Annotated in this window: 22 protein-coding genes and 1 tRNA gene; 14 read left to right on the top strand and 9 right to left on the bottom strand. The window is 70.6% G+C overall.

The window, feature by feature from the left end; translation table 11 throughout:
• Nucleotides 1-43 precede the first annotated feature (43 nt).
• Complete coding sequence (locus NS283_RS02085) at nucleotides 44-997, top strand: hypothetical protein (protein ID WP_058595227.1); 954 nt, start codon at nucleotides 44-46, stop codon at nucleotides 995-997.
• Nucleotides 998-1,068: 71 nt separating this feature from the next.
• Nucleotides 1,069-2,406, top strand: coding sequence for a maltokinase N-terminal cap-like domain-containing protein (locus NS283_RS02080; protein ID WP_058595226.1), 1,338 nt, complete (start codon nucleotides 1,069-1,071; stop codon nucleotides 2,404-2,406).
• Nucleotides 2,407-2,522: 116 nt separating this feature from the next.
• On the opposite strand, the gene NS283_RS02075 is transcribed toward NS283_RS02080, so the two are convergent.
• Nucleotides 2,523-3,770, bottom strand: coding sequence for a hypothetical protein (locus NS283_RS02075; RefSeq protein ID WP_058595225.1), 1,248 nt, complete (start codon nucleotides 3,768-3,770; stop codon nucleotides 2,523-2,525).
• Nucleotides 3,771-3,813: 43 nt separating this feature from the next.
• Here NS283_RS02075 and NS283_RS02070 point away from each other — a divergent pair, with 43 nt between their 5' ends.
• Nucleotides 3,814-4,908, top strand: a complete 1,095-nt coding sequence (locus tag NS283_RS02070; protein WP_058595224.1) for a glycosyltransferase family 2 protein — start codon at nucleotides 3,814-3,816, stop codon at nucleotides 4,906-4,908.
• On the opposite strand, the gene NS283_RS02065 is transcribed toward NS283_RS02070, so the two are convergent.
• From NS283_RS02065 to NS283_RS02055, 3 genes are read right to left on the bottom strand one after another with little or no spacing between them, the layout of a single operon-like run.
• The gene (locus NS283_RS02065) at nucleotides 4,905-6,347 is read right to left on the bottom strand and encodes a CDP-glycerol glycerophosphotransferase family protein (RefSeq protein ID WP_058595241.1); all 1,443 of its coding nucleotides are present in this window, start codon (nucleotides 6,345-6,347) and stop codon (nucleotides 4,905-4,907) included. The genes NS283_RS02070 and NS283_RS02065 overlap by 4 nt on opposite strands.
• The gene (locus NS283_RS02060) at nucleotides 6,344-7,606 is read right to left on the bottom strand and encodes a CDP-glycerol glycerophosphotransferase family protein (RefSeq protein ID WP_058595223.1); all 1,263 of its coding nucleotides are present in this window, start codon (nucleotides 7,604-7,606) and stop codon (nucleotides 6,344-6,346) included. Before NS283_RS02060 ends, NS283_RS02065 begins: the two co-directional genes overlap by 4 nt.
• A 40-nt stretch (nucleotides 7,607-7,646) precedes the next feature.
• Nucleotides 7,647-9,260, bottom strand: a complete 1,614-nt coding sequence (locus NS283_RS02055) for a S1C family serine protease (RefSeq protein WP_058595222.1) — start codon at nucleotides 9,258-9,260, stop codon at nucleotides 7,647-7,649.
• A gap of 172 nt (nucleotides 9,261-9,432) precedes the next feature.
• Between NS283_RS02055 and NS283_RS02050 the strand changes: the two genes are divergently transcribed.
• The 3 genes from NS283_RS02050 to NS283_RS02045 all read left to right on the top strand — a co-directional run bounded on the left by NS283_RS02050 (nucleotide 9,433) and on the right by NS283_RS02045 (nucleotide 11,461).
• A complete protein-coding gene (locus tag NS283_RS02050) occupies nucleotides 9,433-10,638 on the top strand; it encodes an aminotransferase class I/II-fold pyridoxal phosphate-dependent enzyme (RefSeq protein WP_058595221.1) in 1,206 nt (401 codons plus the stop codon).
• A 135-nt stretch (nucleotides 10,639-10,773) separates the two neighbouring features.
• Entirely contained in the window at nucleotides 10,774-11,010 is a 237-nt protein-coding gene (locus NS283_RS18545; RefSeq protein WP_058612963.1) for a hypothetical protein, read from the top strand.
• Nucleotides 11,011-11,131: 121 nt separating this feature from the next.
• Nucleotides 11,132-11,461, top strand: coding sequence for a DUF6907 domain-containing protein (locus NS283_RS02045; protein ID WP_058595220.1), 330 nt, complete (start codon nucleotides 11,132-11,134; stop codon nucleotides 11,459-11,461).
• Here the strand turns inward: NS283_RS02045 and NS283_RS02040 are convergent.
• The 3 genes from NS283_RS02040 to NS283_RS02030 all read right to left on the bottom strand — a co-directional run bounded on the left by NS283_RS02040 (nucleotide 11,458) and on the right by NS283_RS02030 (nucleotide 13,149).
• Nucleotides 11,458-11,754, bottom strand: coding sequence for a helix-turn-helix domain-containing protein (locus tag NS283_RS02040; RefSeq protein WP_058595219.1), 297 nt, complete (start codon nucleotides 11,752-11,754; stop codon nucleotides 11,458-11,460). The genes NS283_RS02045 and NS283_RS02040 overlap by 4 nt on opposite strands.
• 73 nt (nucleotides 11,755-11,827) lie before the next feature.
• The gene (locus tag NS283_RS02035; protein ID WP_058595218.1) at nucleotides 11,828-12,634 is read right to left on the bottom strand and encodes a carbon-nitrogen hydrolase family protein; all 807 of its coding nucleotides are present in this window, start codon (nucleotides 12,632-12,634) and stop codon (nucleotides 11,828-11,830) included.
• Entirely contained in the window at nucleotides 12,631-13,149 is a 519-nt protein-coding gene (locus NS283_RS02030; protein WP_153003260.1) for a DUF6328 family protein, read from the bottom strand. The genes NS283_RS02035 and NS283_RS02030 overlap by 4 nt, the downstream gene beginning before the upstream one ends.
• Nucleotides 13,150-13,211: 62 nt before the next feature.
• Here NS283_RS02030 and NS283_RS02025 point away from each other — a divergent pair.
• A tRNA-Met gene (locus tag NS283_RS02025) sits at nucleotides 13,212-13,285 on the top strand.
• A gap of 149 nt (nucleotides 13,286-13,434) precedes the next feature.
• Complete coding sequence (locus NS283_RS02020; RefSeq protein WP_058595216.1) at nucleotides 13,435-15,879, top strand: hypothetical protein; 2,445 nt, start codon at nucleotides 13,435-13,437, stop codon at nucleotides 15,877-15,879.
• A gap of 49 nt (nucleotides 15,880-15,928) precedes the next feature.
• Here the strand turns inward: NS283_RS02020 and NS283_RS02015 are convergent, their stop codons facing one another.
• Nucleotides 15,929-16,579, bottom strand: coding sequence for a TetR/AcrR family transcriptional regulator (locus NS283_RS02015; RefSeq protein WP_058595215.1), 651 nt, complete (start codon nucleotides 16,577-16,579; stop codon nucleotides 15,929-15,931).
• 213 nt (nucleotides 16,580-16,792) lie between these two features.
• On the opposite strand from NS283_RS02015, the gene NS283_RS02010 reads away from it, so the two are divergent.
• Nucleotides 16,793-17,443, top strand: a complete 651-nt coding sequence (locus NS283_RS02010; RefSeq protein WP_058595214.1) for a formylglycine-generating enzyme family protein — start codon at nucleotides 16,793-16,795, stop codon at nucleotides 17,441-17,443.
• A gap of 17 nt (nucleotides 17,444-17,460) precedes the next feature.
• On the opposite strand, the gene NS283_RS02005 is transcribed toward NS283_RS02010, so the two are convergent.
• A complete protein-coding gene (locus NS283_RS02005; RefSeq protein WP_058595240.1) occupies nucleotides 17,461-17,931 on the bottom strand; it encodes a MarR family winged helix-turn-helix transcriptional regulator in 471 nt (156 codons plus the stop codon).
• Between the two features lie 72 nt (nucleotides 17,932-18,003).
• Between NS283_RS02005 and idi the strand changes: the two genes are divergently transcribed.
• The 5 genes from idi to NS283_RS01980 all read left to right on the top strand — a co-directional run.
• The gene (idi, locus tag NS283_RS02000) at nucleotides 18,004-18,555 is read left to right on the top strand and encodes an isopentenyl-diphosphate Delta-isomerase (RefSeq protein WP_058595213.1); all 552 of its coding nucleotides are present in this window, start codon (nucleotides 18,004-18,006) and stop codon (nucleotides 18,553-18,555) included.
• A complete protein-coding gene (locus NS283_RS01995) occupies nucleotides 18,552-19,619 on the top strand; it encodes a polyprenyl synthetase family protein (RefSeq protein ID WP_081317205.1) in 1,068 nt (355 codons plus the stop codon). Before idi ends, NS283_RS01995 begins: the two co-directional genes overlap by 4 nt.
• Nucleotides 19,616-20,485: a phytoene/squalene synthase family protein gene (locus NS283_RS01990; RefSeq protein ID WP_058595212.1), complete on the top strand. Its 870-nt coding sequence runs from the start codon at nucleotides 19,616-19,618 to the stop codon at nucleotides 20,483-20,485. Before NS283_RS01995 ends, NS283_RS01990 begins: the two co-directional genes overlap by 4 nt.
• A complete protein-coding gene (gene crtI / locus NS283_RS01985) occupies nucleotides 20,482-22,038 on the top strand; it encodes a phytoene desaturase family protein (protein ID WP_058595211.1) in 1,557 nt (518 codons plus the stop codon). The genes NS283_RS01990 and crtI overlap by 4 nt, the downstream gene beginning before the upstream one ends.
• Before the next feature lies 1 nt (nucleotide 22,039).
• Nucleotides 22,040-22,357 (top strand): lycopene cyclase domain-containing protein (locus NS283_RS01980; RefSeq protein WP_058595210.1); only part of this gene is annotated, 318 nt, incomplete at its 3' end.

The following is a 22,357-nucleotide window of genomic DNA, read 5'->3' as shown; positions in this document are numbered from 1 at the left end:
CAAGTCACCGCGACCGCCGACGGTCTCGGGAGAAGATGACGTCATGGCTGAGAAGGTGCATCGCATCCACTCCCTCCCCGAGGACGCTCCGTGGAAGGGCGGGCTCCCGCCCGTGGGTTCCGAAGAACATCCCGCGGCGATTCGCCTGCTCGACCGTGCCCTCGCGGTGCAGCGTCCCGTCGTTCTCGCGCACCTGCGCAGCATCCGACTCCGGCATCGGGATGCCGACACGCAGGAGATCCTCGGAATCCTCGAACGTCGCTACCTCGCAGCTGTGACCACCGGCGGCGCGGCTGTCGGCGCGACCGCCGTCGTGCCCGGGGTGACGACCGGGATCACCCTCGCTCTCAGCGGAGTCGAGACCATCGGCTTCCTCGAGGCGACGGCGCTGTACGCCCAGTCGGTCGCCGAAGTGCACGGTGTCGCGGTCGATGACCCGGATCGTGCACGAGCCCTCGTACTGACGCTGATGCTGGGCAAAGAAGGCACCGACCTGGTGGCCCAGTTGGCCGCGCAGGCCGCGGGCCGAGGCGCGAGTCGATCGACGTACTGGGGCGATCTCGTCACCAAGACGCTCCCCCGCGCTGCGGTCGGCCCCCTGGTCGATCGGCTGAAGACCACGTTCGCCCGTCAGTTCGCGGCGCGCGGAGGGGCGTCGTGGCTCGGCAAGGCGCTCCCGTTCGGCATCGGAGCCGTCGTCGGCGGCGCCGGCAACCACATCCTCGGACGACGCGTCCTCGTGAACGCGCGGCGCGCGTTCGGTCCCCCGCCGCCGACACTCCCGGCCGACCTCGAGCCACGGCCCGGCGCCGAGCGGCTCGAGAGGACCGCCGCGAACGGGGTGGCGCGGGTCGGCGACGTCCTCGCGGGTGCCGTCAGCGGCGCCGGCCGCCGGACGGGCGCGATCGCGCGCAAGGCGCTGCCGCGACGGAAGAGAGACGCCGAGGGCGTGGAATCGAGCACCGGAGACTCCTCGCCCGAGAACGCGGCATCCTGACCCCTTCTCATCTCGCCGACCCGGGACGCAAGACCCGCGCGACGATCACGTCGGCGGGCTACTCTCGCCGCATGGGCGACCTCCTCGATCTCCTCGCGGTCTGGATGCCGCGGCAGCGCTGGTACGGAACGAAGGGCCGCGACCCCCGGCTCTCCCTCGTCGCGTCCTGGCCGCTCGTCGAACAGGACATGCGGCTTCTCCTCGTGCGCGATGACGCCGCCGTTCCCGCGATCGTGTACCAGGTACCGGTCGTGAAGCGGCCCGTCGGCACCGTCCCGCCCGGGAGCCTGATCGGTGCCGAGAGCGACGGCGGCGTGTGGGCGGATGCCACGACCGACGAGGCGTTCACCGATCTGCTCTATCGAGCTGTCACGGTCGGCGGCATCGACGTGTCGACCGAGGCCGGTCTGGAAGCCCTCGCGCTGTGGTCTCCGCATCTCGGCACACCCGCCTCGCGGGCGACGGCGCGGGTGTTGAGCGGTGAGCAGTCCAACACGTCGATCATCTTCCGCCCCGATGGGGACGGCCTCCCGGTCATCTGCAAACTCTTCCGCCAGGTCAACGGCGGGCGTAATCCCGATGTGGAGCTCCCCTCCGCCCTGGCCGCCGGTGGAGCGACGTTCGTCCCGGCCGCGATCGGCGAGCTGCGGGGAACGTGGACGGCCTCGACGGGCGAGACGGAAACGGGGTCCCTCGCCTTCGCGCAGCAGTTCTTCGACGGAGTCGAGGACGCGTGGCGGGTCGCGCTGAACGCTGCGGGCGCCGACGAGGACTTTCGCGAGCCGGCGCGCGCCCTGGGCGAGGCCGTGGCCGGAATGCACGTCGCCCTCGCCGCCGCCTTCCCCACGCGCGAGCCCGATGCCGCTGACCGTGCCGCCGTGACCGGCGCGTGGGAGCGCCGACTCGCGATCGCGGTGAGCGAGGTTCCCGCGCTCGCGCCGCTGGTGGATCGCATCCGTGCGGTCTACGCCCGGGCGGCGGCGACGCCGTGGCCCGCGCTTCAGCGCGTCCACGGCGATCTGCACCTGGGGCAGGTGCTGCACACGCCGAGCAACGGGTGGGTGCTGCTCGACTTCGAGGGCGAACCGTTGCGTCCCATGGCGGAACGGATCCTCCCCGATCTCGCTGTGCGTGACGTCGCGGGAATGCTGCGCTCGTTCGACTACGTCTCGGGAGCGATCGCCGACGACGACGGCGCTGCCGTCCGCGCGTGGGTCATCGCGGCACAGCAGTCGTTCCTCGAGGGCTATGCGGCCGCGGCCGGCGGCGAGATAGCCGGCGGTGGCGACCTCCTCGCCGCGTTCGAGCTCGACAAGGCCGTCTACGAGGCGATCTACGAGACGCGGAATCGTCCGGATTGGCTCGGCATCCCCCTCGCGGCGATCGGGCGCCTCACCCACGTGGGCTAGCCGCAGGGGGGGCGGCGGCGGGCGGCACCTGTCGGGCGCGTGCGCCGGGCCGGGCCCATAAACGCTGTTTGCTCACGTAAACGCGCTCTCCACGTGTTTCTGTGCGCGGATGGCGTTTATGAATGCCGCGACGCGCGGTCACCCTCGCGCGCGTGCCACGTGTCCCAGCGGCGCATGAGCTCAGCGACAGCGGCGTGGAAGCGCGCCGTGGACGCGCCCGGCGCGGTGTCGCCGAAGTAGTGCTGCACCCAGTGCCGCAGGCGACCGACAGCCTCGGGGTCACGGAGCACGCGATCCGTCTCTGCGACGATGTCGCCGGAGGAATCGGCATCCAACCACTCGCACGCCGAGAGGTAGCCCGCCTCATCGACCTCGGCCTCGGGATCGCTCGGCCGCGTGATGAGCAACGGGGCGGCGAAGGCGAGTCGGTCATAGACCATCGCGGAGATGTCGAGCACGGCGAGGTCGGCCGACCGCAGCTGCCACCCGATCGCGGGCGAGGTGTCGTAGACGTGCTGCGCCGACGGATCGGCCCGGTTCGCGGCGGCCAAGGCCGCGATGATGCGTGCGTTCGCGGCGCCGTATTCGGTATCGACGACCCCCGAGCGCGGGTGCGGGCGGTAGACGACGCGGTGGCGGCCCGTGGCGAGCAGGGCGGCGACCAGGGCCTCACCGTGCGTGCGGACCGAGCCGTAGTGTGCCGAGGGGCGATCGCCCTCCCACGTCGGGGCGTACAGCACGACGGTGCGCTCATCATCCGCGAACGGCGCCTCTCCGACCGCGTGGTCGGCCTGGGGGCGTCCGATCGAGAACGTCCGGCGGTCGAGGTCGTAGTCCCACAGGGCGCGTGAGAGGCGGGCGCGGGCGGCATCTCCGGCGACGAAAGCGTAGTCGTACGCCTTGAACTGGTTCGTCGTCATGTACATCTTGTCGGACTCGCCGTGGTTGATGAACACGTGCCAACGTCGCCCGTACCGGAACATCTGGAAGTTCCGGGTGTTCTGATTGACGTAGAACACGAGGCGGATGTCCTGCTCGGCGAGCACCCGCTCCACGTCGCGCACGGTCGGCGCGAAGGCGACCGGGAGCTCTCCGTCCTTCAGCAACGCGTCGGAACCGCGAATCGTCCGGCTGATCACGACGACCGGCCAGGTGCGCGCTAGCTCGCGCAGCGGCGCGTACCACTGGCGCATCTGGTACATGTTGACGGCCCCGTCGGCAAAGTACACCGCGATGCGGAACGCGTTCTCGGGGAGGGGACCCCGCGCGGCCAGCGCGCGGTGCAGGTCGCGTCGGGCACCCCGGGTCGCGACCGCCTTGCGCAGCAGGCCGACGGCGAGACGGGCGTCGCGGACGAGGGGCATCGTTCCAGGGTACCGGCCAGGTGCACCGTGAAAGGATCGAGGGATGCCCCTCCCGACCCCCGGCGGTAGAGACGCGCCCGTTCCCCCCGACGACGCCGGCGTGAGCTTCATCATGCCCGTCCTCAACGAGGAGCGGTACCTGCGGCACGCCGTCGCATCCGCCCTCGCGCAGGACGTTCCCGGACCCGTGGAGATCGTCCTCGCCCTCGGCCCGTCGACCGACGACACCACCTCGATCGCCCGCGACCTGGCGGACGGCGACCCTCGCATCGTGCTCGTCGACAACCCGGATGCCGACATCCCGGTGGGCCTCAACCTCGCCCTCGCGGCCAGTCGCTACCCGACCGTGGTGCGCGTCGATGCCCACTCCGAACTCTCTCCCGGTTACACCCGCCGTGCCCTCGCGACCCTCGCCCGCACGCGCGCGGCGAACGTCGGGGGTGTGATGCGGGCGGACGGTCGGTCCCCCTTCCAGCGGGCGGTCGCGCGCGCCTACAACTCGCGAGCCGGGCTGGGCGGCGGCGCGTATCACGGCGGTGCCGTCGAGGGGCCGGCCGAATCGGCGTACCTCGGTGTCATGCGTCGCGCCGCGCTCGACGAGGTGGGAGGGTTCGATCCGTCGATCCGCCGCGGGGAGGACTGGGAGCTCAACCTCCGCCTGCGCCGCGCCGGATATCGGGTGTGGTTCGACCCCGCCCTCTCGGTCGTCTACTGGCCCCGCGAGAGCTGGACACGCCTGGTGCGGCAGTTCCGTGCGACCGGAGCATGGCGCGGGGAGCTGGTCCGACGCTACGGTCGGCGCAACTCACTGCGGTTCTTCGCCCCTCCTGCACTCGTCGTCGCCGTCGTGCTCTCGACCGCCGCGGGCGTGTGGCAGACGGCTCGTCGTACGCGTCGCCGTCGCTCGGCCGTGGCATCCATCCTCCACCTCCCCGTCGCGGCGTACGCGGTGCTGGTCGCCGTAGCCGCGCTCGGACGCGGGGGTGGTCGCGGCTGGCGCGACCGCGCGTGGACGGCAACGGTCCTGCCCTCGATGCACCTCTCCTGGGGTGCGGGCTTCCTGTGGGGAATCGCGCGGGGCGCTCGCGACACCGTCGACACCTCTCGGCTCGACGGGCGCAACACGCCGCTGCCCTAGCGGTCGACGAACCCCTGATCGAGGATGCGCGCCACCACGCGCTCGCTCGCGCGGCCGTCGTCGCGGGCGTTGAAGATCCGCTGCCACCGGGCGTACCGCTCGGCGAAGATCGACGGATCGACCTCGCCGATCGCTCGCGCGAGCTCCTCCTGCGTCCGGACGACGGGGCCGGGAGCCGCGTCCAGCAGGTCGAAGTAGAAGCCGCGCTGCGCTCCGCGATAGTGCTCGAGGTCCGGCACGAGGAAGTACATCGGCTTGCCCGTGATGCTGAAGTCGAACATGACCGACGAGTAGTCGGTGATGAGCGCGTCGGCGACGGCGAGGAGTCGTGCCGTGTCCGGATATCCGGTGACGTCGATCACGCGCGGGCCTCGAGCGTCCTCCCCGGGGAGCAGCGTGCGGGAATGCCCCCGCACGAGAACGACGGAGTCGGTCGCCCGAGCGAGAGCGGTCGGGTCCACGAAATCGACGATGGCCTCCCGATCGTCGCGCCACGTCGGCGCGTACAGGAGCACCCGCTCGTCCGCGCCGATGCCGAGGGCGCGACGGGTTCGTGCTCCGTCGTCCGTGCGGAGGACATCGTTCCGCGGATACCCCTCGATCCACACCGGCCGGCGCAAGAAGGCATAGGCCTTGGTGAGGACGCACGCCGCGTAGGGACTCTGCGCGAGCAGGACGTTCCACCGCAGCGCCTCGCGCACCACGGCCGCCGCGCGCCGTGGATCGAAGCCCGGCCGGTGCAGCGCCAAGCGCTTGAGGGGCGTGCCGTGCCAGGTCTGCAGCACCACCTGCCCGCGGCGGCGGACGAAGCGTCGCCGCAGCCAGTCGTTGACGACGAGCAGTCGCGCGACGCCGCGGGCGCGCCACCACTCCGGACTCCCCTCGACGACCGCGACCGCCCCCGGCGGGACCTGCACCGAGAGATCGACCACACTCCAGTACCGCGTCACCCCGGGAGCGACGCGCGCGAGCTCCCGATCGATCGCGAGCGGGTTGCAGCTCGCGTTGCGTCCGTAGAAGCTCTCGAAGAAGACGGCGTTCTCGAGCGGTTCGCGCCGCCGGGCGTACTCCTTCTCGAGCGCGGCCTGCGCTTCAGCGGTATCGACCGGCGGCCCCACGCGCAGAGTCGCCCCCGTCCACGCGGCACGCAGGCCCGGGAGGACCGTGAGGGAGATCGCCGCACCCGGAGGCGCGGCATCCGTCGCCTCCCCCGTCTCGATCGAGAGCCGGTACTCCCCCGTCGGCAGAGGCAGCTCGGGTCCGCCCCACCGCGCTGCGCGCAAGGGCACCTCGGCGCGCCACGTGCGCCCTCGTCCGTACAGCCTCGCGGAGACGCGGGCTCGTCGTCCGATGAGCGTGACGGATGCCGGACGGGCTCCCGTGCCGGTGATCTCGAACACGGGAACACCCCCGTCGTCGAGGAAACGTGCGTCGGTCATCCCGGCGCCCTTCTCGCGCCCCACCGGGCGTCGGTCGGTTTCGCCCGCTCGAGGCGACGGCGTATCTCGCGGTACACGCGTTCGGTGTTCCGCCCGTCCCGGTGCGCGTGGACGGTCTCGCTGCGACGGCGGGAGGCTGCGAGCGCCTCGGTCGGATCGTTCAGGATGCCACCCACCCACGCGAGCACGTCCGTCCAGGTGCGTGCGGGGTCGGTGCCGGCGACCTCCGTGTAGGTCCCGTAGAGTCCGCGGCGCGCGGTGTACTCCTCGAGGTCGGGCGCGAAGAACAGCACCGGCAGCGGAACGAGCGCGGCATCGAACGCCAGCGACGAGTAGTCGGTGACGAGGAGGTCCATCCCGGGGAGCAGCGGCGTGATGTCCGCCACCCGGTCGCTCCCGAGCGTCCCGACCCGATCGTGCGGCACAGGCGGCGTGTAGTCGCCGGCGCCGAGCGGGTGCGAACGGATGAGCAGCATGGCGTCGAGACGGTCGAGAGCAGCGGTGATGGCATCCCACTCCCCCGCGTCGGGCACCGCGGGGTCGGGCTCGCCGTCGCGCCACGTGGGTGCGTACAGGATGACCCGCGTGCCGCCGAGCGGACGGCCGCACGCCTCGTCGAGAGCGGCGCGGGCGGCGTGGCGACGCTCTTCGGCAGAGCCTCGAGAGAGGACGTCGACGCGAGGTTCGCCCGTGACGGGAAGGCGCGCGTCGGGAAGGCCGAAGGCGGTCTCGAGCCGCCCGCGCACGAGGTGGGACGCCGCGGGGAGCAGCGAGATCTGGCGGGCCGTACGCCGGTAGAGGACCGCCAGTACACGACGCGCCACGGTGGACCCGGCGCGCGTGGTCTCGGAAGAGTCGAGGCCGATGCGCTTGAGCGGGATGCCGTGCCAGAGCTGCACGATGAACGCCCCGGTCACCGCGTAGCGCTGGACGTCGCCGAACCCGTGGGTCACCACGATCACCCGGGCTCGCGCGGTGGCCCAGAGACCGCGGACGGAGTCTCTCCTCACGGACGGGATGCCGAGGCGTCCAGCCTCGCGCTCCTGAGCCTCATCGGCGACGAGCCAGAGCGCCTGTTCCCCGCGTGCGGCGGCGAATCGCCACAGCGCGAGAGCGCCGTCGGTCACGCCGACCGCGCAGCCGAAGACCCAGCGCTCGCGCGATCGCGGAACAAGAGCGGTGAGGAGGCGGCCCGCGAGGTAGAGCGGGATCCGACGGAGTTTTCGCGCGTTTCCCGCCCCGAACGAGAAAGACGCCACCCCGCGAGCCTATCGCGGGGTGGCGTCCGACGCCGGGGCGTCAGTTGGTGGGCATCTGCCCGAGGGTGACCTCGGCGGTCTTCTCCTGCCCGTTGCGGACGTAGGTGATCTCGGCCTTGGTCCCGGCGGCGAGCGCCCGCACCTGTGCGGTCAGGTCGGCGGAGTTGGTGATCGGGACGCCGTTGAACTTGGTCACGATGTCGCCCTTCTGCAGGCCCGCGGCCTGAGCGGCACCGCCGTCGACCGCGACCGCGACGTAGGCGCCCGTGGTGGTCGCGCCCTGCATGCTGCCGGCATCCTGGACGTTGGCGCCGAGCAGACCGTGCGTGGCGGCGCCGTTGTCGATGATGTCCTGCGAGATGCGCTTGGCGATGTCCGACGGGATCGCGAAGCCCACGCCGATGTTGCCCGACTGACCGCCGGACGACGATCCACCGGCATTGGCGATGGCGACGTTGATGCCGATCAGCTTGCCTTCGTCGTCGACGAGCGCGCCACCGGAGTTGCCGGGGTTGATCGCGGCATCCGTCTGGATGACGGCGATCTTGATGGAGTCGGTCGCCTGCTGCTGGCTCTGCTGTCCATCGCCGAAGTCGAAGTAGAACGGGTTCTGGTTGCCGCCCGAGCCCGAACCGTCCTCCGACTCGGTGCCGTCCTTCGGGGCGGCCGACGAGGCGACGAGGATCGAACGGTTCAGCGCGCTGACGATTCCCGTGGTGACCGTGTTGGGCAGGTCGAGCGGAGCGCCGACCGCCGAGACGTTGTCACCGACGTTGAGCTGCGACGAGTCCGCCCACTCGATCGGGGTGAGGTTCGAGGCGTTGTCGACCTTGATCACCGCGAGGTCGTAGGTCGGATCGGTGCCGACGATCTTCGCGGAGAAGACGCGTCCGTCCGACGTGGTGACCGACACGGTCGGGTTGGCGGACTTGCCGCCGATGGTCACGACGTGGTTGTTGGTGAGGATGTAGCCGTCCTTGCTCAGGATCACGCCCGAGCCGGTGTCGCCGGTCTGGCCCTCCATCGCTTGGATCGTCACGACGCTCGGCACGACCTTGGCCGCGACAGCGGTGGTGTTGTTGACGTCTTCGGGGTTGTTGACCGTCACGGCCGTCGGACCCGCGACGGCGGCCGAGTTCGACCCGCCCCACAGCGACAGACCGGCGTACGTGCCACCGAGGCCCGCGCCGCCGCCGACCAGGGCTGCGGCGACGAGGAGAGCGGCGACCTTGGGGGCCGAGCTCTTCTTGCGCGGCTGCGTGGCGGTCGGCGTCCCGCCGAGGTTCAGCGTGGGGTGCTGTCCGTGCGAGTCGTGACCGCCCGCGGCCGGGCCGAACGCGTGGCCGGTGGGGCCGGTCGCGCCCGACGGCGCGGCGGCGTAGGCCTGCGGGCGGGTGGCCCCGTCGTGGGTGGAACCGGACGCGTGCGTCCCCGCGGCGGGGTTGTGCGCCGGCGGCGGCCACGCGGCCGCGGCGGCGGCGGGCGAACGCGTCGGCACGGGCGGAACGGCGCCGGGGGTGGCGGCGGCGTCGCTCGCGTTCCCGGTCGCGGTGTGGTCGGTGTTCTGCGACGCGGGCACGGCGTTCTGCGCGGTCGCGTCGGTGTTCGAGCTGATGTCGTTACCCTCGGGACGGTTGTCCGTGTTGTCGCTCATGTGATGCTCCTTCTTCCAGGCGCTTCAACGATGACCCCGAATGCTGTGCGCTGCCTATGACGCGGGTGAGCCGCCTCTATGGGTCTCACACCAACGCCCCGCAAGGCCGATGGCCTACGGTGAGAACCTATCGGCCCTCCGGCCCACGCACCCCTTCGAAGGCACTTCCCCGATGAACACCATCCCCGGCGCCTGGCAGCGCACCGCCCGAGGAGCCGGTCTCCTCGCCGCCGACGGCCGAGCCGTCCCCACGATCTTCGCCGAGATGACCGCCCTGGCGACCTCGACCGGCGCGATCAACCTCGGCCAGGGATTCCCGGACGAGGACGGCCCCGAGGTCGTCCTCGAGGCCGCGCGGCGCGCCATCGCCGACGGGGTCAACCAGTACGCCCCGGGGCGCGGTTTCCCCGAGCTGCTGACCGCGATCGCCGAGCACCAGAAGCGCTTCTACGGTCTCGAGCTCGATCCCGCGCGCGAGGTGCTGGTGACGGTCGGGGCGACCGAGGCGCTCGCGGCGACGCTTCTCGCCCTCATCGACGGGCCCGACGACGAGGTCGTGGTGTTCGAGCCGTACTACGACTCGTACGCCGCGAGCGTCGCGCTCGCCGGTGCGCGGCTCGTCGGCGTCCCGCTGCGCTGGCCCGACTTCCAGCCCGACCTCGACGACCTGGCATCCGCCGTCAACGACCGGACGCGGGTGATCCTCGTCAACGACCCTCACAACCCGACGGGCACGGTGTTCTCTCGAGAGGTGCTCGACGAGGTCGTGCGCCTCGCCCACCTCCACGACGCGATCATCGTCACCGACGAGGTGTACGAGCACCTCGTGTTCGACGGACCGCACGTTCCGATCGCGACGCTGCCCGGCGCCGCGGAGCGGACGCTCTCGATCTCCTCCGCCGGTAAGACGTTCTCGCTCACCGGATGGAAGACCGGATGGGTGACGGGTCCCGCCGAACTGGTCACCGCGGTGCTGGCCGTCAAGCAGTTCCTCACCTACGTCGGCGGCTCGCCGTTCCAACCGGCGATCGCAGCCGGCCTGCGACTGCCCGACGCGTTCTTCGCCTCCGTGGCCGCGACGATGGCCGCAAAGGCGAAGGTGCTGGGCACCGGACTCCGCGCAGCCGGTTTCGACGTGTCGTCTCCGGGGGGCTCGTACTTCACGGTCGTGGATGCCGCTCCGCTCGGCGCGACGGATGCAGGAACGTTCTGTCGGGAGCTGCCCGCCCGCGCCGGGGTGGTCGGCATTCCTCTGACCGCGTTCGTCTCCCCCGCTCGGCGTGATCGCTATGCGACCCTCGTGCGCTTCGCCGCATGCAAACGCGTCGAGGTGCTGAGCGACGCAGCGGAACGCCTGGCGAGCCTGTCGGGAGCCTGACCGGCCGACGCGTGACACGCGGCGGAGAACTCGCCGTGACACCGGCGACATACCATGTATGCATGGTATTGTTCGAGTGATCGCAAGCCGGCGATCGCGCCCGCGACTCCCGTCGCCCAGCCACCGGGGAGTTTCATGCCACGCCCGCGACACCCGCTCGAATCGCGCCCGCCCCGCATCACGCATGTCTACGGGACAGCGCTGCGGTGGACGAAGGTGCCGGGACGGACGCTGCTCACACCCGAGACGGCGATGCAGCTGCGCGCGGAGGGGTACACGATGGCACTCACCCGGTCGGGGTGGCGATCCGCCCGGCCCATCTCGCTGATCCGGTACGTGCAGCGCATCCAGCCGTCGAGCGAACTCCCCTGACCGGGCCGCGCCTTCTCTCGACGTCAACCACCGGAACGGGTGGCTCGCGCCTCGCTCGAGGGACGCGTACGGCTCCTATCGTCGAGGACGTCCCTGCACGATCGTCACGAGGAAGACACCCATGAGCTGGCCCGACCCGCCACGCGCGCTGAAACCGTCATCCCCGTGCCCCTCCTGGTGCGCGGGCGAGCACGAAGACCATGCGGCGGCCGACGTCTCGCACCGCAGCGAAGGCATCACCGTCCCCGGCGTCGAGCGCAGCCTTCACCCGAACGGCGACATCCACGCGATCGGCGTCACCGAGATCACGATCGGACTGGAGCAGACCCGCGGCGAGACGTGGGTGTGGTTCGGTTCCGATCAGTTCGCGCGGCAGTCCACGGTGCTCAGCATCGAGACGACGAAGCGGTTGATGCGCGCGGTGACCGCCCTGTTGGACGACCTCCCCTAGACGTCGCTCGGCCCCGGCTCGCCCTCGCGGATTCGGTCGAGGTCGGGCACGAGGTCCTGAATCGAGACCTCGAGCACCGCCGACAGCGCCAGCAGCGTCTGCAGACGCGGATTGGCGGGCGTCCCGGGGTTGGACTCGCCCTTCTCGAGCTTCTGGTACGTGAAGAGCGAGATGCGCGCGCGCACGGCGACGTCTTCCTGAGTGAGCCCCGTGGCGAGGCGCGCCGCGCGCAGATTCGCCCCGAGCTCGCCCATGTACGTCATCCAGGGATAGTCCAACGCGAGACCGGTCATTCTTCCAGCTTGCGTCATCTGACGGCCGACGGCATCGAAACGGCGCAAAACGGTGCGCAGCCGAGACGAACCGTCAGCGCGGAGTCACCCGGAAACGTCGCAGGTCGAGCGCGGGATTCACCCGGCGTACGCGGGCGATGGCATTTGGATCGATGTGAGCGACCGTGACGTCGGTCGTCGTGCCCACCGCCGCGAGGACGACACCCTGCGGGTCGACGATCATCGAATGCCCGACGCCCAGCGGCGGCGGATGATCCGCCCCCGCGACGAAGAAGGTGTTCTCGATCGCGCGCGCCTGGACGAGCGTGCGCCAGTGATCCTCCTTGAGAGGACCACGAACCCACTCCGCCGGAACCAGAGCCACATCGACGTGGGCGTCCGCGAGGGTGCGCGCGACCTCGGGGAAGCGCAGGTCGTAACAGGTCATCAGACCGAATCGCAGTCCGTCGACCTCGAAGGTGTCGGGTGGAGCGATCTCGCCCGGCGCGACCCAGTCCGACTCGCGCTGACCGAACGCGTCGTACAGGTGCAGCTTGCGGTAGACGGACCGGATGCCATCCCCCGCCACCGCCACGACGGTGTTGCGCACGCGCCGGCCGTCATCGGCCCGCTCGAGGAGACCCGCCACGACGACGATGCCGTGTCGCGCCGCGAGGGACTGCAGCGCGGCAGTGAAGGGTCCGTCGAGATCCTCGGCGTTCTGCACGAGGGTGTCGTCGAAGGGGTCGACGAAGTAGCTCGAGTACTCCGGGAAGACGACCAGCTGCGCGCCCCGCGCGACGGCCGCCTGGACAGCCTCCTCGATCGCCGAGAGGTTCGACTCACGGGAAGCGCTGGGGGCGAACTGCGCGACGGCAAGTCCGAATCGGCGGTCTGTCACTCGTCATCCTTTCGCCCGCGGTGACGGAGGATCGCCGGCACCACCACCCACAGTACGAGGATCGTCACCGCGAGGACGACCGCACCCGCGACGGCGGCTCCTCCGCCGACCACGACACCGAAGACGAACGCGACCACGCCGGTGAGCAGCAACGAGACGAGCACCAGAGCGGCGCGCAGCGCGCGATGGCCGAAGCGCACGACGGAGGGCTTGATGCCCAGCCGGAAGACGGCGCGGTGCAGGGCCACGGGGGCGAGAGCGACGACCGCGCTCAGCGCGGAGAGAGCGACCAGGCCGAGGTAGAACGCACGCCAGCCCGCGTCGAGGTCACCGAAGGCCGGCTGGAACGCGAGCGCGAGAAGGAACCCGGTGAGGATCTGGGTTCCCGTCTGCAGCACGCGAAGCTCCTGGAGGACGTCGGTCCAGTTGCGGTCGGCGCGCTGCGCGGGACTCTCGGGGCGGCCGTCGTCGCGATCGTCGATGATGCTGCTCACCGGGCCATTCTGCCGCGACACTCCCGGGCGGTGTGCGCGGATTTGCGCCATCGTTCATCTCGGCGTAATGTTTTCTCTTGTGCCGCGGGGTGGAGCAGCTCGGTAGCTCGCTGGGCTCATAACCCAGAGGTCGCAGGTTCAAATCCTGTCCCCGCAACAAAATGAAGGCCCCGGATCGATCGATCCGGGGCCTTCTGCTTTCCCGCAACCCGTGCGAACCCGGTCTGATCGGCCGAGAAGATTCTTCTCGCGCTCGCCGCATCTCGCCCCCTACACTGACCGAAAACTGGGGGACGACGAACAACGATGAATCGCGCATTCCGCGCGGTGGCGATCACCGCTGCCGTGATCTGCTCACTGAGCACCGCCGCACTGCCCGCCTCGGCCCAGCCGAGCACACCCGACACCACGGACATCCCGGCGGCTCTCACGCTGACCCATGCGGTCGTGAAAGCCGTCGAAGCCGGGGCCGACTCTCCGGATGCCATCACCTCGGCGGTCGGCACGCCGGGCTCGGGCCGCGGCTCGCTCCGCTTCGACGACGCGGGCCGCCTCTCCGTCACCATCACGTTCGAGCGCAGCCCCGGCACCGCGCAGCTCGACGCGGTCGGCGGGCTCGCCGAGATCGTGAGCGTGCAGGAACTGACATCCTCGGCGACGGCGTGGGTCGCCCCGGACGCCCTCGCGGAACTGCGCGCCCTCGACGGTATCCGTGCAGTCACCCCCGTCGTGCAGCCGGTCGCCATCCCCGTCGTCCCGCCGGCGGTCGACGACATCCCCTCCGCGCAACAGCGCGGGGTGGCTGAGAAGGCCTGTCGCACCTTCCCGAGCACGGCCGACGCGCCCCTGCACACCGCCGACGCGCGCAAGGACTTCGGCGTCGACGGCACGGGCGTGACCATCGGCATCCTCTCCGACTCGTACGATGCCGCGCCGGACGCCGAGACGACTCCCGACGAGGACGTGAAGGCGGGTCTGCTCCCCGGCCCGGGCAACCCGTGCGGGTACGAGACGCCCGTCACGGTCCTCTCCGACATCGAGCCCGACGAGGGCGGCGGGGACGAGGGACGGGCGATGGCCCAACTCGTCCACGGCATCGCTCCGGGCGCCCGCATCGTCTTCTACACCGGCTGGCGCAGCTCTCAGGACATGGCGAAGGGCATCGTGGCTCTCGCGGATGCGGGGGCGACCGTCATCGTCGATGACATCGGCTGGAGCGAGGAACCTCTGTACCAGCAGGGCTGGATCTCGACGGCGATCACCCAGGTGCAGTCGCGCGGAGTCGCGTACTACACCGCAGCCGGGAACGGCTCGGAGATCGGCGCGAAGGGCACCGAGAGCGCGGGACTGCAGATCAACGGTTGGCGGACCCCCGCCTACCGCCCCATGGACTGCCCGAGCTGGGTCACGCCGCCCGAAGGGATGACCAGCTACGACTGCCTGGACTTCGACCCGTCGGCCGCCCAGGATGCCACGGACACGGCGACCTTCCCCGAGGACGGCGTACCGAGCATCGTCGCGCAGTGGGGTGATCCGCTGTTCGGGCTCACCACGGCCCTGGTGCCGCAGCTCTACGTCGACGAGAAGCTCGTCAGCGAGTCCTATCTCGACGGCATCACGCCGACCGTGTACACCACGGCGACGGACGTCGTCGCGGCCGGCGATCTCGACGTGGTGGTGCTCCGCGACACCTCGACGGGATCGACCTCCACGCCCGCGCTCTCGATGGCGTTCTGGAGTCCCGGCCTGTCCGCGATCGAGTACGACCGTTCCCAGGGCGACGATGTCGTGGGTCTCACCTCGGTCGGCCACCCCGCCGACGGTTCCGGCATCGGCGTGGCGGCGGCCTTCAGCCTCGAACCCGACGTCCCGGAACGCTTCACCTCGGCCGGCGACACCACCCTGCTCTTCGAACCGGTCCGGTTCGTCGACGGAACGCCCGTCGTGTCGCCCGCCTACCCCGAGCCGCTGCGGGTGATGGGTCCGCAGATCGCATCGGTCGACGGCATCCGCACGAGTTTCTTCGCGCAGCGAGTGCCCTCGCTGGACGACGACTGGTACTTCTTCGGCACCTCCGCGGCGGCACCCACCGCGGCCGCGGTGCACGCGCTCGCCCTCGAGTACGCGCCGCAGGAGTCCGCCGCCGACATCGCGCGCACCGCGTTCGCGACGGCCGGTCCCCTGAAGAACCCCACGTCCTCGTCGGTCACGGACCAGCAGCTGTTCGGTGCCGGCCTCATCGACGCGCACGCCCTGCTGACGGCGCTCCCGGCGCGCCCCGTCACCGACCTGCAGGCCACCGCCCTGTCGCCCACCTCGCTCGCGGTGTCGTGGACCAACGCCAAGGGTTCGACCGGAACGACCGTGCAGGTGCTCTCGGGGAGCGACGTCCTGGCCACCGCCGACCTCGCGGAGGGAGTGGATGCCACCACCTTCCGCGACCTGCCCGCCGGTACGGCGCTCACCGTCACCGCGACCGCGGAAGGGGCCGCCCAGGACGGCCCGGTCGTCAGCGTCGCCGTGGACACTCCCCCACTGCCGGGGCCAACGCCCACGCCCGGCCCGACGACGAGTCCCACCGCCACGGCCACGCCGACCCCGGTTCCCGTCCCCGCGGGTGACGGTCGGCTCGCACAGACCGGCACGGACGCCACGCTCGCCCCGGCTCTCGCCGGGGGCGCACTCGCGCTGATGGCGTTGGGGGCGGCGCTCGTCCTCGGACGCCGCGCGCGGACGCGTCGAGCCCGCTGAACCGCGTTCGAAGGGCGGCGGCGCGGAGTGATCCGCGCCGCCGCCTCGTTCACGAGACGGGAACGTCGGTGGTCCGTCGCGCGAGGAGGTCGCGCAGCGTGCGCTCGAGCCAGGCCCGATAGCGTGAGGGCGCCCACCCGGACCGTGTGACCAGGAACGCGTAGGTCTCAGGCCCCACGAGGTAGCTGAGTTCGTCCGCCACCTCGTCCGCGTCCTCCGCGGGCAGCAGACCCCGCTCCACGAGCCATGTCGAGGCGACGCGGATGTCGCCGTGCCGACGCGCGTCGAAGGCGGCCAGAGCCGCGGCCGCCACGGCATCCGTCTCCGCCGCGATGGCCATGGCCCGCGCGAGCCCCGCGGAACGCTCGTGGGCGCGGGCGATGCCGTCGAGCCAGACGCTTATCGCCTCATCGACCTCGAGCCGCTCCAGGGCCGCGATGATCAGAGGGGGTTGCGCCGGGGAGTCCAGGACCCCCGCGCCCGAGAAGGTGCGCTCGAAAGCGGCCACGAGCAACGTCGACTTCGATCCGGCCAGGTGGACCGACTGCACCGACACTCCGGCTTCGACGGCGATCCCCTTCATCGTCGTCGCGGCATAACCGTCGCGAGAGAACAACGCGGCCGCCGCGTCGAGGATCGCCGCACGGGTGCGAGCCGCCTCCGCCTTGCGCAGAGGGGAGGCGTAGCGCCGGGGACTCATCTCGGGTTCTCCTCGAACGATTGGAGTGTCCATCCAATCATTCGTGCTCGGACCCGAAAAGGGCTTGACGTTCGAGCGAAACCGACACCCGCGTCCGTCAACCCTTTCGTGCGATGTCGCGGGCCCACGGTTGACTGGATACATGACCCACGGAACCCTCCCCTCCTCCGACCGGAGCGACGGCGCCGCCTTCCATCGGCAGCGGGGATCGGAATGACCGACATGGAGATGGCGAGGATTCCTGCCGGTCGCGTGCTGCGTGGTGACATGCGCGGCAGCGAACGACGCGAGATCGTCGTGTCAGAGTTCGAGATCGGCGTCTTCCCGGTCACGGAGGAGCAGGTGGCCGAGCTCCTCGGGATTCCCGCGCGGCACCCCCGTCGACCGGCCGTCGATCTCAGCTGGTTCCGAGCGATCCGCCTGTGCAACGCCCTGTCGGAGTGGGAAGGGCTCGACCCGGTCTATCGGTTCGACGGAGAAGAGGTGCACGCGGATGCCGAGAGCGACGGGTTCCGCCTGCCCACCGAGGACGAGTGGGAGTACGCCTGCCGCGCCGGCGCCACCGGGTCGACGTACGGACCCATCCGCGAGATCGCGTGGACGGCTGCCGACGGTCTTCGCGCGCCGGTCGATGTCGGGGCCCGTCTGCCCAATCTGTTCGGACTGTTCGACATCCTGGGCAACGTCGCCGAGTGGTGCGAAGACCTCGTCGATCCGGAACGAGGCAACGCCCGCGTCTTCCGGGGCGGAGGATGGAATGACGCCCCCGCCGTCGTGCGCGCCACGACACGCCGGGGTGGCGGACCGCGAGACGGCTTCGACGACGTCGGGGTCCGCGTCGCCCGCGGAGCGCGAGATTCATGACCGCCGGCGCCCGCCGCTCAGTCGGTCGTCGTGATCGCCTCGGTGAGAGAGTGCAGGAAGCCGGAGATCGTGGCGAGCTCGTCGTCGCTGTAGTTCGCGGCGACATCGCGCATCGCCCCGAGGTGTCCGCCGAGGTGGTGGAAGAACTCGCTTCGCGACTTGTCGGTGAGTACGACGACGCGCGCACGGCCGTCAGACGGGTGGGCGCGGCGCTCCACGTGGCCGGACGCCGCCAGCCGGTCGATGAGCTTGGTCGTCGACGCGGTCGAGATGCGAAGGTGTCGCGCCACGTCGTGGGGGCTCACCATCTCTCCGCGCTGTTCGCGGATGATGAGCATGCGCAGCGTCGCGAGGTCGCTGGCGTTCATGTCCATCTCGCCCTTCATTCCGCTGTGCATGCGGTCGAGAGCGTCGCTGAGGGCCCGCACGGCGGTCAGGGTTTCGACGACGGCGGGCCTTTTACCAGAACGAGCGGTGGTATCAGTCACGGTGGACACCCCCTTTCGGCGTCGGTATATTGAAGCTCACATCGCTAGCTAAACTAGCAAACAGGAGGCACGATGAGCGAGATCGAGTACGTCGTCCTTCTGGGCGAGCATGGCGACGAGATCGGCGTCGCACCGAAAGCAAGTGTGCACGGTGCGGACACAGCTTTGCACCTCGCGTTCTCCTGCCACGTCGTGAACGCCGACGGGCAGGTCCTCGTCACGCGGCGCGCGCTCGACAAGAAGACGTGGCCGGGCGTGTGGACCAACTCGTTCTGCGGACACCCCGCTCCCGCCGAGCCGCTCACCGACGCCGTGCACCGTCGCGCCTCCTTTGAGGTCGGTCTGCGAATCCGCGATCTCGAGCTCGCCCTCCCCCACTTCCGCTATCGCGCGGTCGACGCGAGCGGCATCGTCGAGAACGAGATCTGCCCCGTCTATATCGCCTTCACCGACGATGAGCCGCACCCCAACCCGACCGAGGTCGCAGAGTACAGCTGGGCCGATCCTCTCGACCTGGCCACCTCGCTCGAGTCCACGCCGTGGGCGTTCAGCCCCTGGCTAGTCCTCCAGGCACAGCAGCTGCATCTCTTCAATCCACCTCCAGCCATCCGGCGGGCATCGTGATCGCCTTGGCCACGACCCCGGCAGCACGCCACGACATCGACTCGGCCATCGAGGGCGCTCTCACCCGCCTCGATCGGCGTCTCGGCCAGCTCGGCGACGGCGCCCGGGCTCTGGCATCCGCGATCCGTCGCGCCGCCGAGGGCGGCAAACGATTCCGTCCGCTCCTGGTCGTGTCGGCGTTCGACACCCTGGGCGGCCCCGACATCGCGCGGCCCGCGCTGTACCAGGTCGCCGCCGCCTTCGAGCTCCTGCACACCGCCTTCGTCGTCCACGACGACGTCATCGACCACGACGTCGAGCGGCGCGGCATGCCCAACGTCGGCGGCGAGTTCCGCTCTCGCGGGACCGAGCGCGGGGCGGATGCCGCGGGGGCGGCGCTCCTCGGCGATGCGGCGGCCATCCTCGCGGGAGACCTCCTGCTGCACGAGGCCTCTCGGCTCGTCGCGATGGCCGAGATCCCGGCGGACGTGCGTCGCGACCTGCTCCTCCTCGTCGAAGACGCCGTCCTCGTCTCGGCCGCCGGCGAACTGGCCGACGTCGAGAACGCGGTCTCTGCCGGCGACATCGATGCCGACACGATTCTGCGCACGACCCACGACAAGACCGCCGTCTACTCGTTCTCGGCGCCTCTCGAGGCGGGCGCGGTACTCGCGGGCGCGGAGGCGCCCGTGCGGCACGCTCTGGAGCGGTTCGGGCAGCGTCTGGGGCTGGCGTACCAACTCGTCGACGATCTGATCGGCGCGTTCGGAAGCGCCGCCGCCGCGGGCAAGGACGAGGGCTCCGACCTCCGCGAGGCGAAGAAGACGCACCTGATCGTGCTCGCCCGCGAGAGCGAGCACTGGCCCGAGGTGAGCGACGCCCTCGCGAACGCCCACACCGGGCCGGTCGCGATCCGCGCCGCGCAGAGTGCGCTGTCCGCGTCCGGTGCGCGCGTCCGACTCGAGCACCTCGTGCGCGACACCCTCGACGAGGCACGGGGCATCGTCGCCGCCTCGACCCTGCCGGAGGAGTGTCAGGGCATGCTCCTCGACCTGGTCGACGCCGTGCAGGAGCGCGTTCCGTGAGCACCGGCCCCACCGGACTCGCCCTCTACTCACGGACGGCCGACGACGCGGCCGCAGCCGTCATCCAGCGCTACTCGACATCGTTCGGCCTCGCTGCGCGCTTGCTCGGCCGACGCCCTCGTCCGCACGTCCGCAACATCTACGCGCTGGTCCGCGTCGCCGACGAGATCGTCGACGGGCCGGCCCACGACGCCGGCCTCACGGCCGAGCGCGAGCGCGCCGTGCTCGACGCCCTCGAGACCGAGGTGATGGATGCCATCACCACCGGTTTCAGCGCGAACCTCGTCGTGCACGCCTTCGCCCGCACCGCGCGAGAGTGCGGCATCGGTGCCGAGCTGATCGCGCCGTTCTTCGCCTCGATGCGCACCGACATCGACACCGCCGCACACGACGACCTCTCGCACGACGCGTACGTGTACGGCTCCGCGGAGGTCGTCGGGCTGATGTGCCTGCAGGTGTTCCTCAACGCCGGGATGTCCGCCCCCGCGCGCCCCGCCACCGACCTCGTCGAGGGCGCGCGACGCCTCGGGGCCGCGTTCCAGGACGTCAACTTCCTCCGCGATCTCGCCGACGACGCGGACCGTCTCGGCCGCGACTACCTCGACGGCGCAGCCGACGACGAACGACGCATCGCCGTGCTCGATCGGATCGACGCCGACCTCGCCGCCGCGGCATCCGTCATTCCGCACCTGCCGCCGGACTGTCGAGCAGCGGTGACCGCTGCGCACGACCTCTTCGCCGAGCTGTCGCGACGCCTGCGCCTCTCCCCCGCCGGCGCTCCGCGCGTGCGCGTCCCCGACGGCGTGAAAGCCACTCTCGCTGCCCGTGCCCTCCTGGGGCGTCCACCGAAAGGTCCCCGCTCATGAGCGCCCAGCGCATCGTCGTCGTCGGAGGCGGAATCGCCGGTCTGGGAACCGCCGCTCTGCTGGCCGACCGCGGCCACGACGTCCACCTCTTCGAAGCCCGCGACGCCCTCGGCGGACGCGCGGGGTCGTGGGAGGCCGACGGCTTCCGGTTCGACACCGGGCCGAGCTGGTACCTCATGCCCGAGGTGTTCGACCACTTCTTCCGGTTGCTCGGCACGAGTGCCGATGAGCAGCTCGATCTCGTCCGCCTCGACCCGGCGTACCGCGTCTACGGTCCTCCCGGAAAGGGCGAGCCGATCGACATCGTGTCAGGACGCGAGGCCGTCCGGGCACTGTTCGAGGAGCACGAGCCCGGATCGGGCGACAACATCGACGCGTACCTCGATTCCGCGAAGGACGCGTACGAGCTCTCCACGTCGAAGTTCCTCTACGACCCGTACTCGTCCACGAGAGGGCTGCGCGACCCCGCACTCGTGAAGCGCCTCCCCACGCTGATCCCGCTGCTCACGCGCACCCTGTGGAAGCGCGTCACGACGGACTTCCAGAACACGCGGCTCCAACAGATCCTCGCGTATCCCGCGGTCTTCCTCGGCGGCTCGCCCTTCGAGGTGCCGAGCCTGTACCACCTCATGAGTCACCTCGACCTCGGCGACGGCGTGCTCTACCCGAAGGGCGGGATGACGGAGATCATCGCCGCCATCGAGAAGCTCGCTCGCGAGCGCGGTGTGCAGATCGAGACGTCGGCCCCCGTCGACGCCATCATCACCGAGTCGGGCCTCGCGCGCGGGGTGCGGCTCGCGGACGGGCGAGTGATCGCCGCGGATGCCGTGGTGTCCGGCGCGGACCTGCACCACACGGAGAATCACCTGCTCGAGGAGAAGGACCGCCAGTACCCCGAGAAGTGGTGGAAGGACAAGGTCCCGAGCCCCGGGGCCCTGCTGCTGCTGCTCGGTGTGAAGGGCGAGCTCCCCCAGCTCACGCATCACACGCTGCTCTTCACCGACGATTGGCACACCAACTTCGACGCGATCTTCGGTGAGGACAAGAAGATCCCCGACCCCGCGTCCATCTACATCTGCCGGCCGAGCGCTTCCGACGACTCGGTCGCGCCCGAGGGACACGAGAACCTCTTCGTCCTCGTCCCCGTCCCGGCCGACCCGGTGAGCGGCCGCGGTGGCGTCGACGGCTCGGGCGATCAGCGCATCGAGCAGGCGGCCGACCGGGTGATCGCGCAGATCGCGGAGTGGACCGGCATCCCGGATCTCGCTGAGCGCATCGTCGTGCGTCGGACGATCGCCCCGGAGGACTTCGCGAACGACCTGAACGCCTGGCACGGCAACTCACTCGGTCTCGCGCACACACTGAATCAGAGTGCGATCTTCCGGCCGAAGAACCGGTCGCGGAAGGTGCAGAACCTCTACTACGCGGGCACGTCGGTGCTCCCGGGGATCGGTCTGCCGATGTGTCTCATCTCCGCCGAGCTCGTCGTCAAGCGTCTGACCGGAGACACCTCTCCCGGCCCCCTCGCAGAACCCGCGCGCGCGGCGGTCTGAGGTGCCCGGGATCTACCTGGGCGCGATCCTGTTCTCGCTCGCCGGGATGATCGCGATCGATGTGAAGTTCTCGCTGGCGTTGCGCGTCGCGCCCATCCGGACGATCGCCGCGGTGCTCGTGGCGACCGTGTTCTTCCTGGCCTGGGATGCCGTGGGCATCGCCACGGGCGTTTTCGTGAAAGGCGAGAGTCCGCTGTTCGTCGGCGTCGAGCTTGCACCGCACCTGCCGCTCGAGGAAGTGTTCTTCCTCGTCTTCCTCAGCTACCTCGCGATCGTCATGTACGCCGTGTTCGAGCGCCGAGCACGCGCCCGAATCCGC

The sequence above is a fragment of the Microbacterium testaceum genome (genome assembly GCF_001476285.1).
Taxonomy (GTDB): Bacteria; Actinomycetota; Actinomycetes; order Actinomycetales; family Microbacteriaceae; genus Microbacterium; species Microbacterium testaceum_B.
The sequence above is the reverse complement of the archived record's forward strand: the minus strand, read 5'-3'. Positions and strand labels throughout refer to the sequence as shown.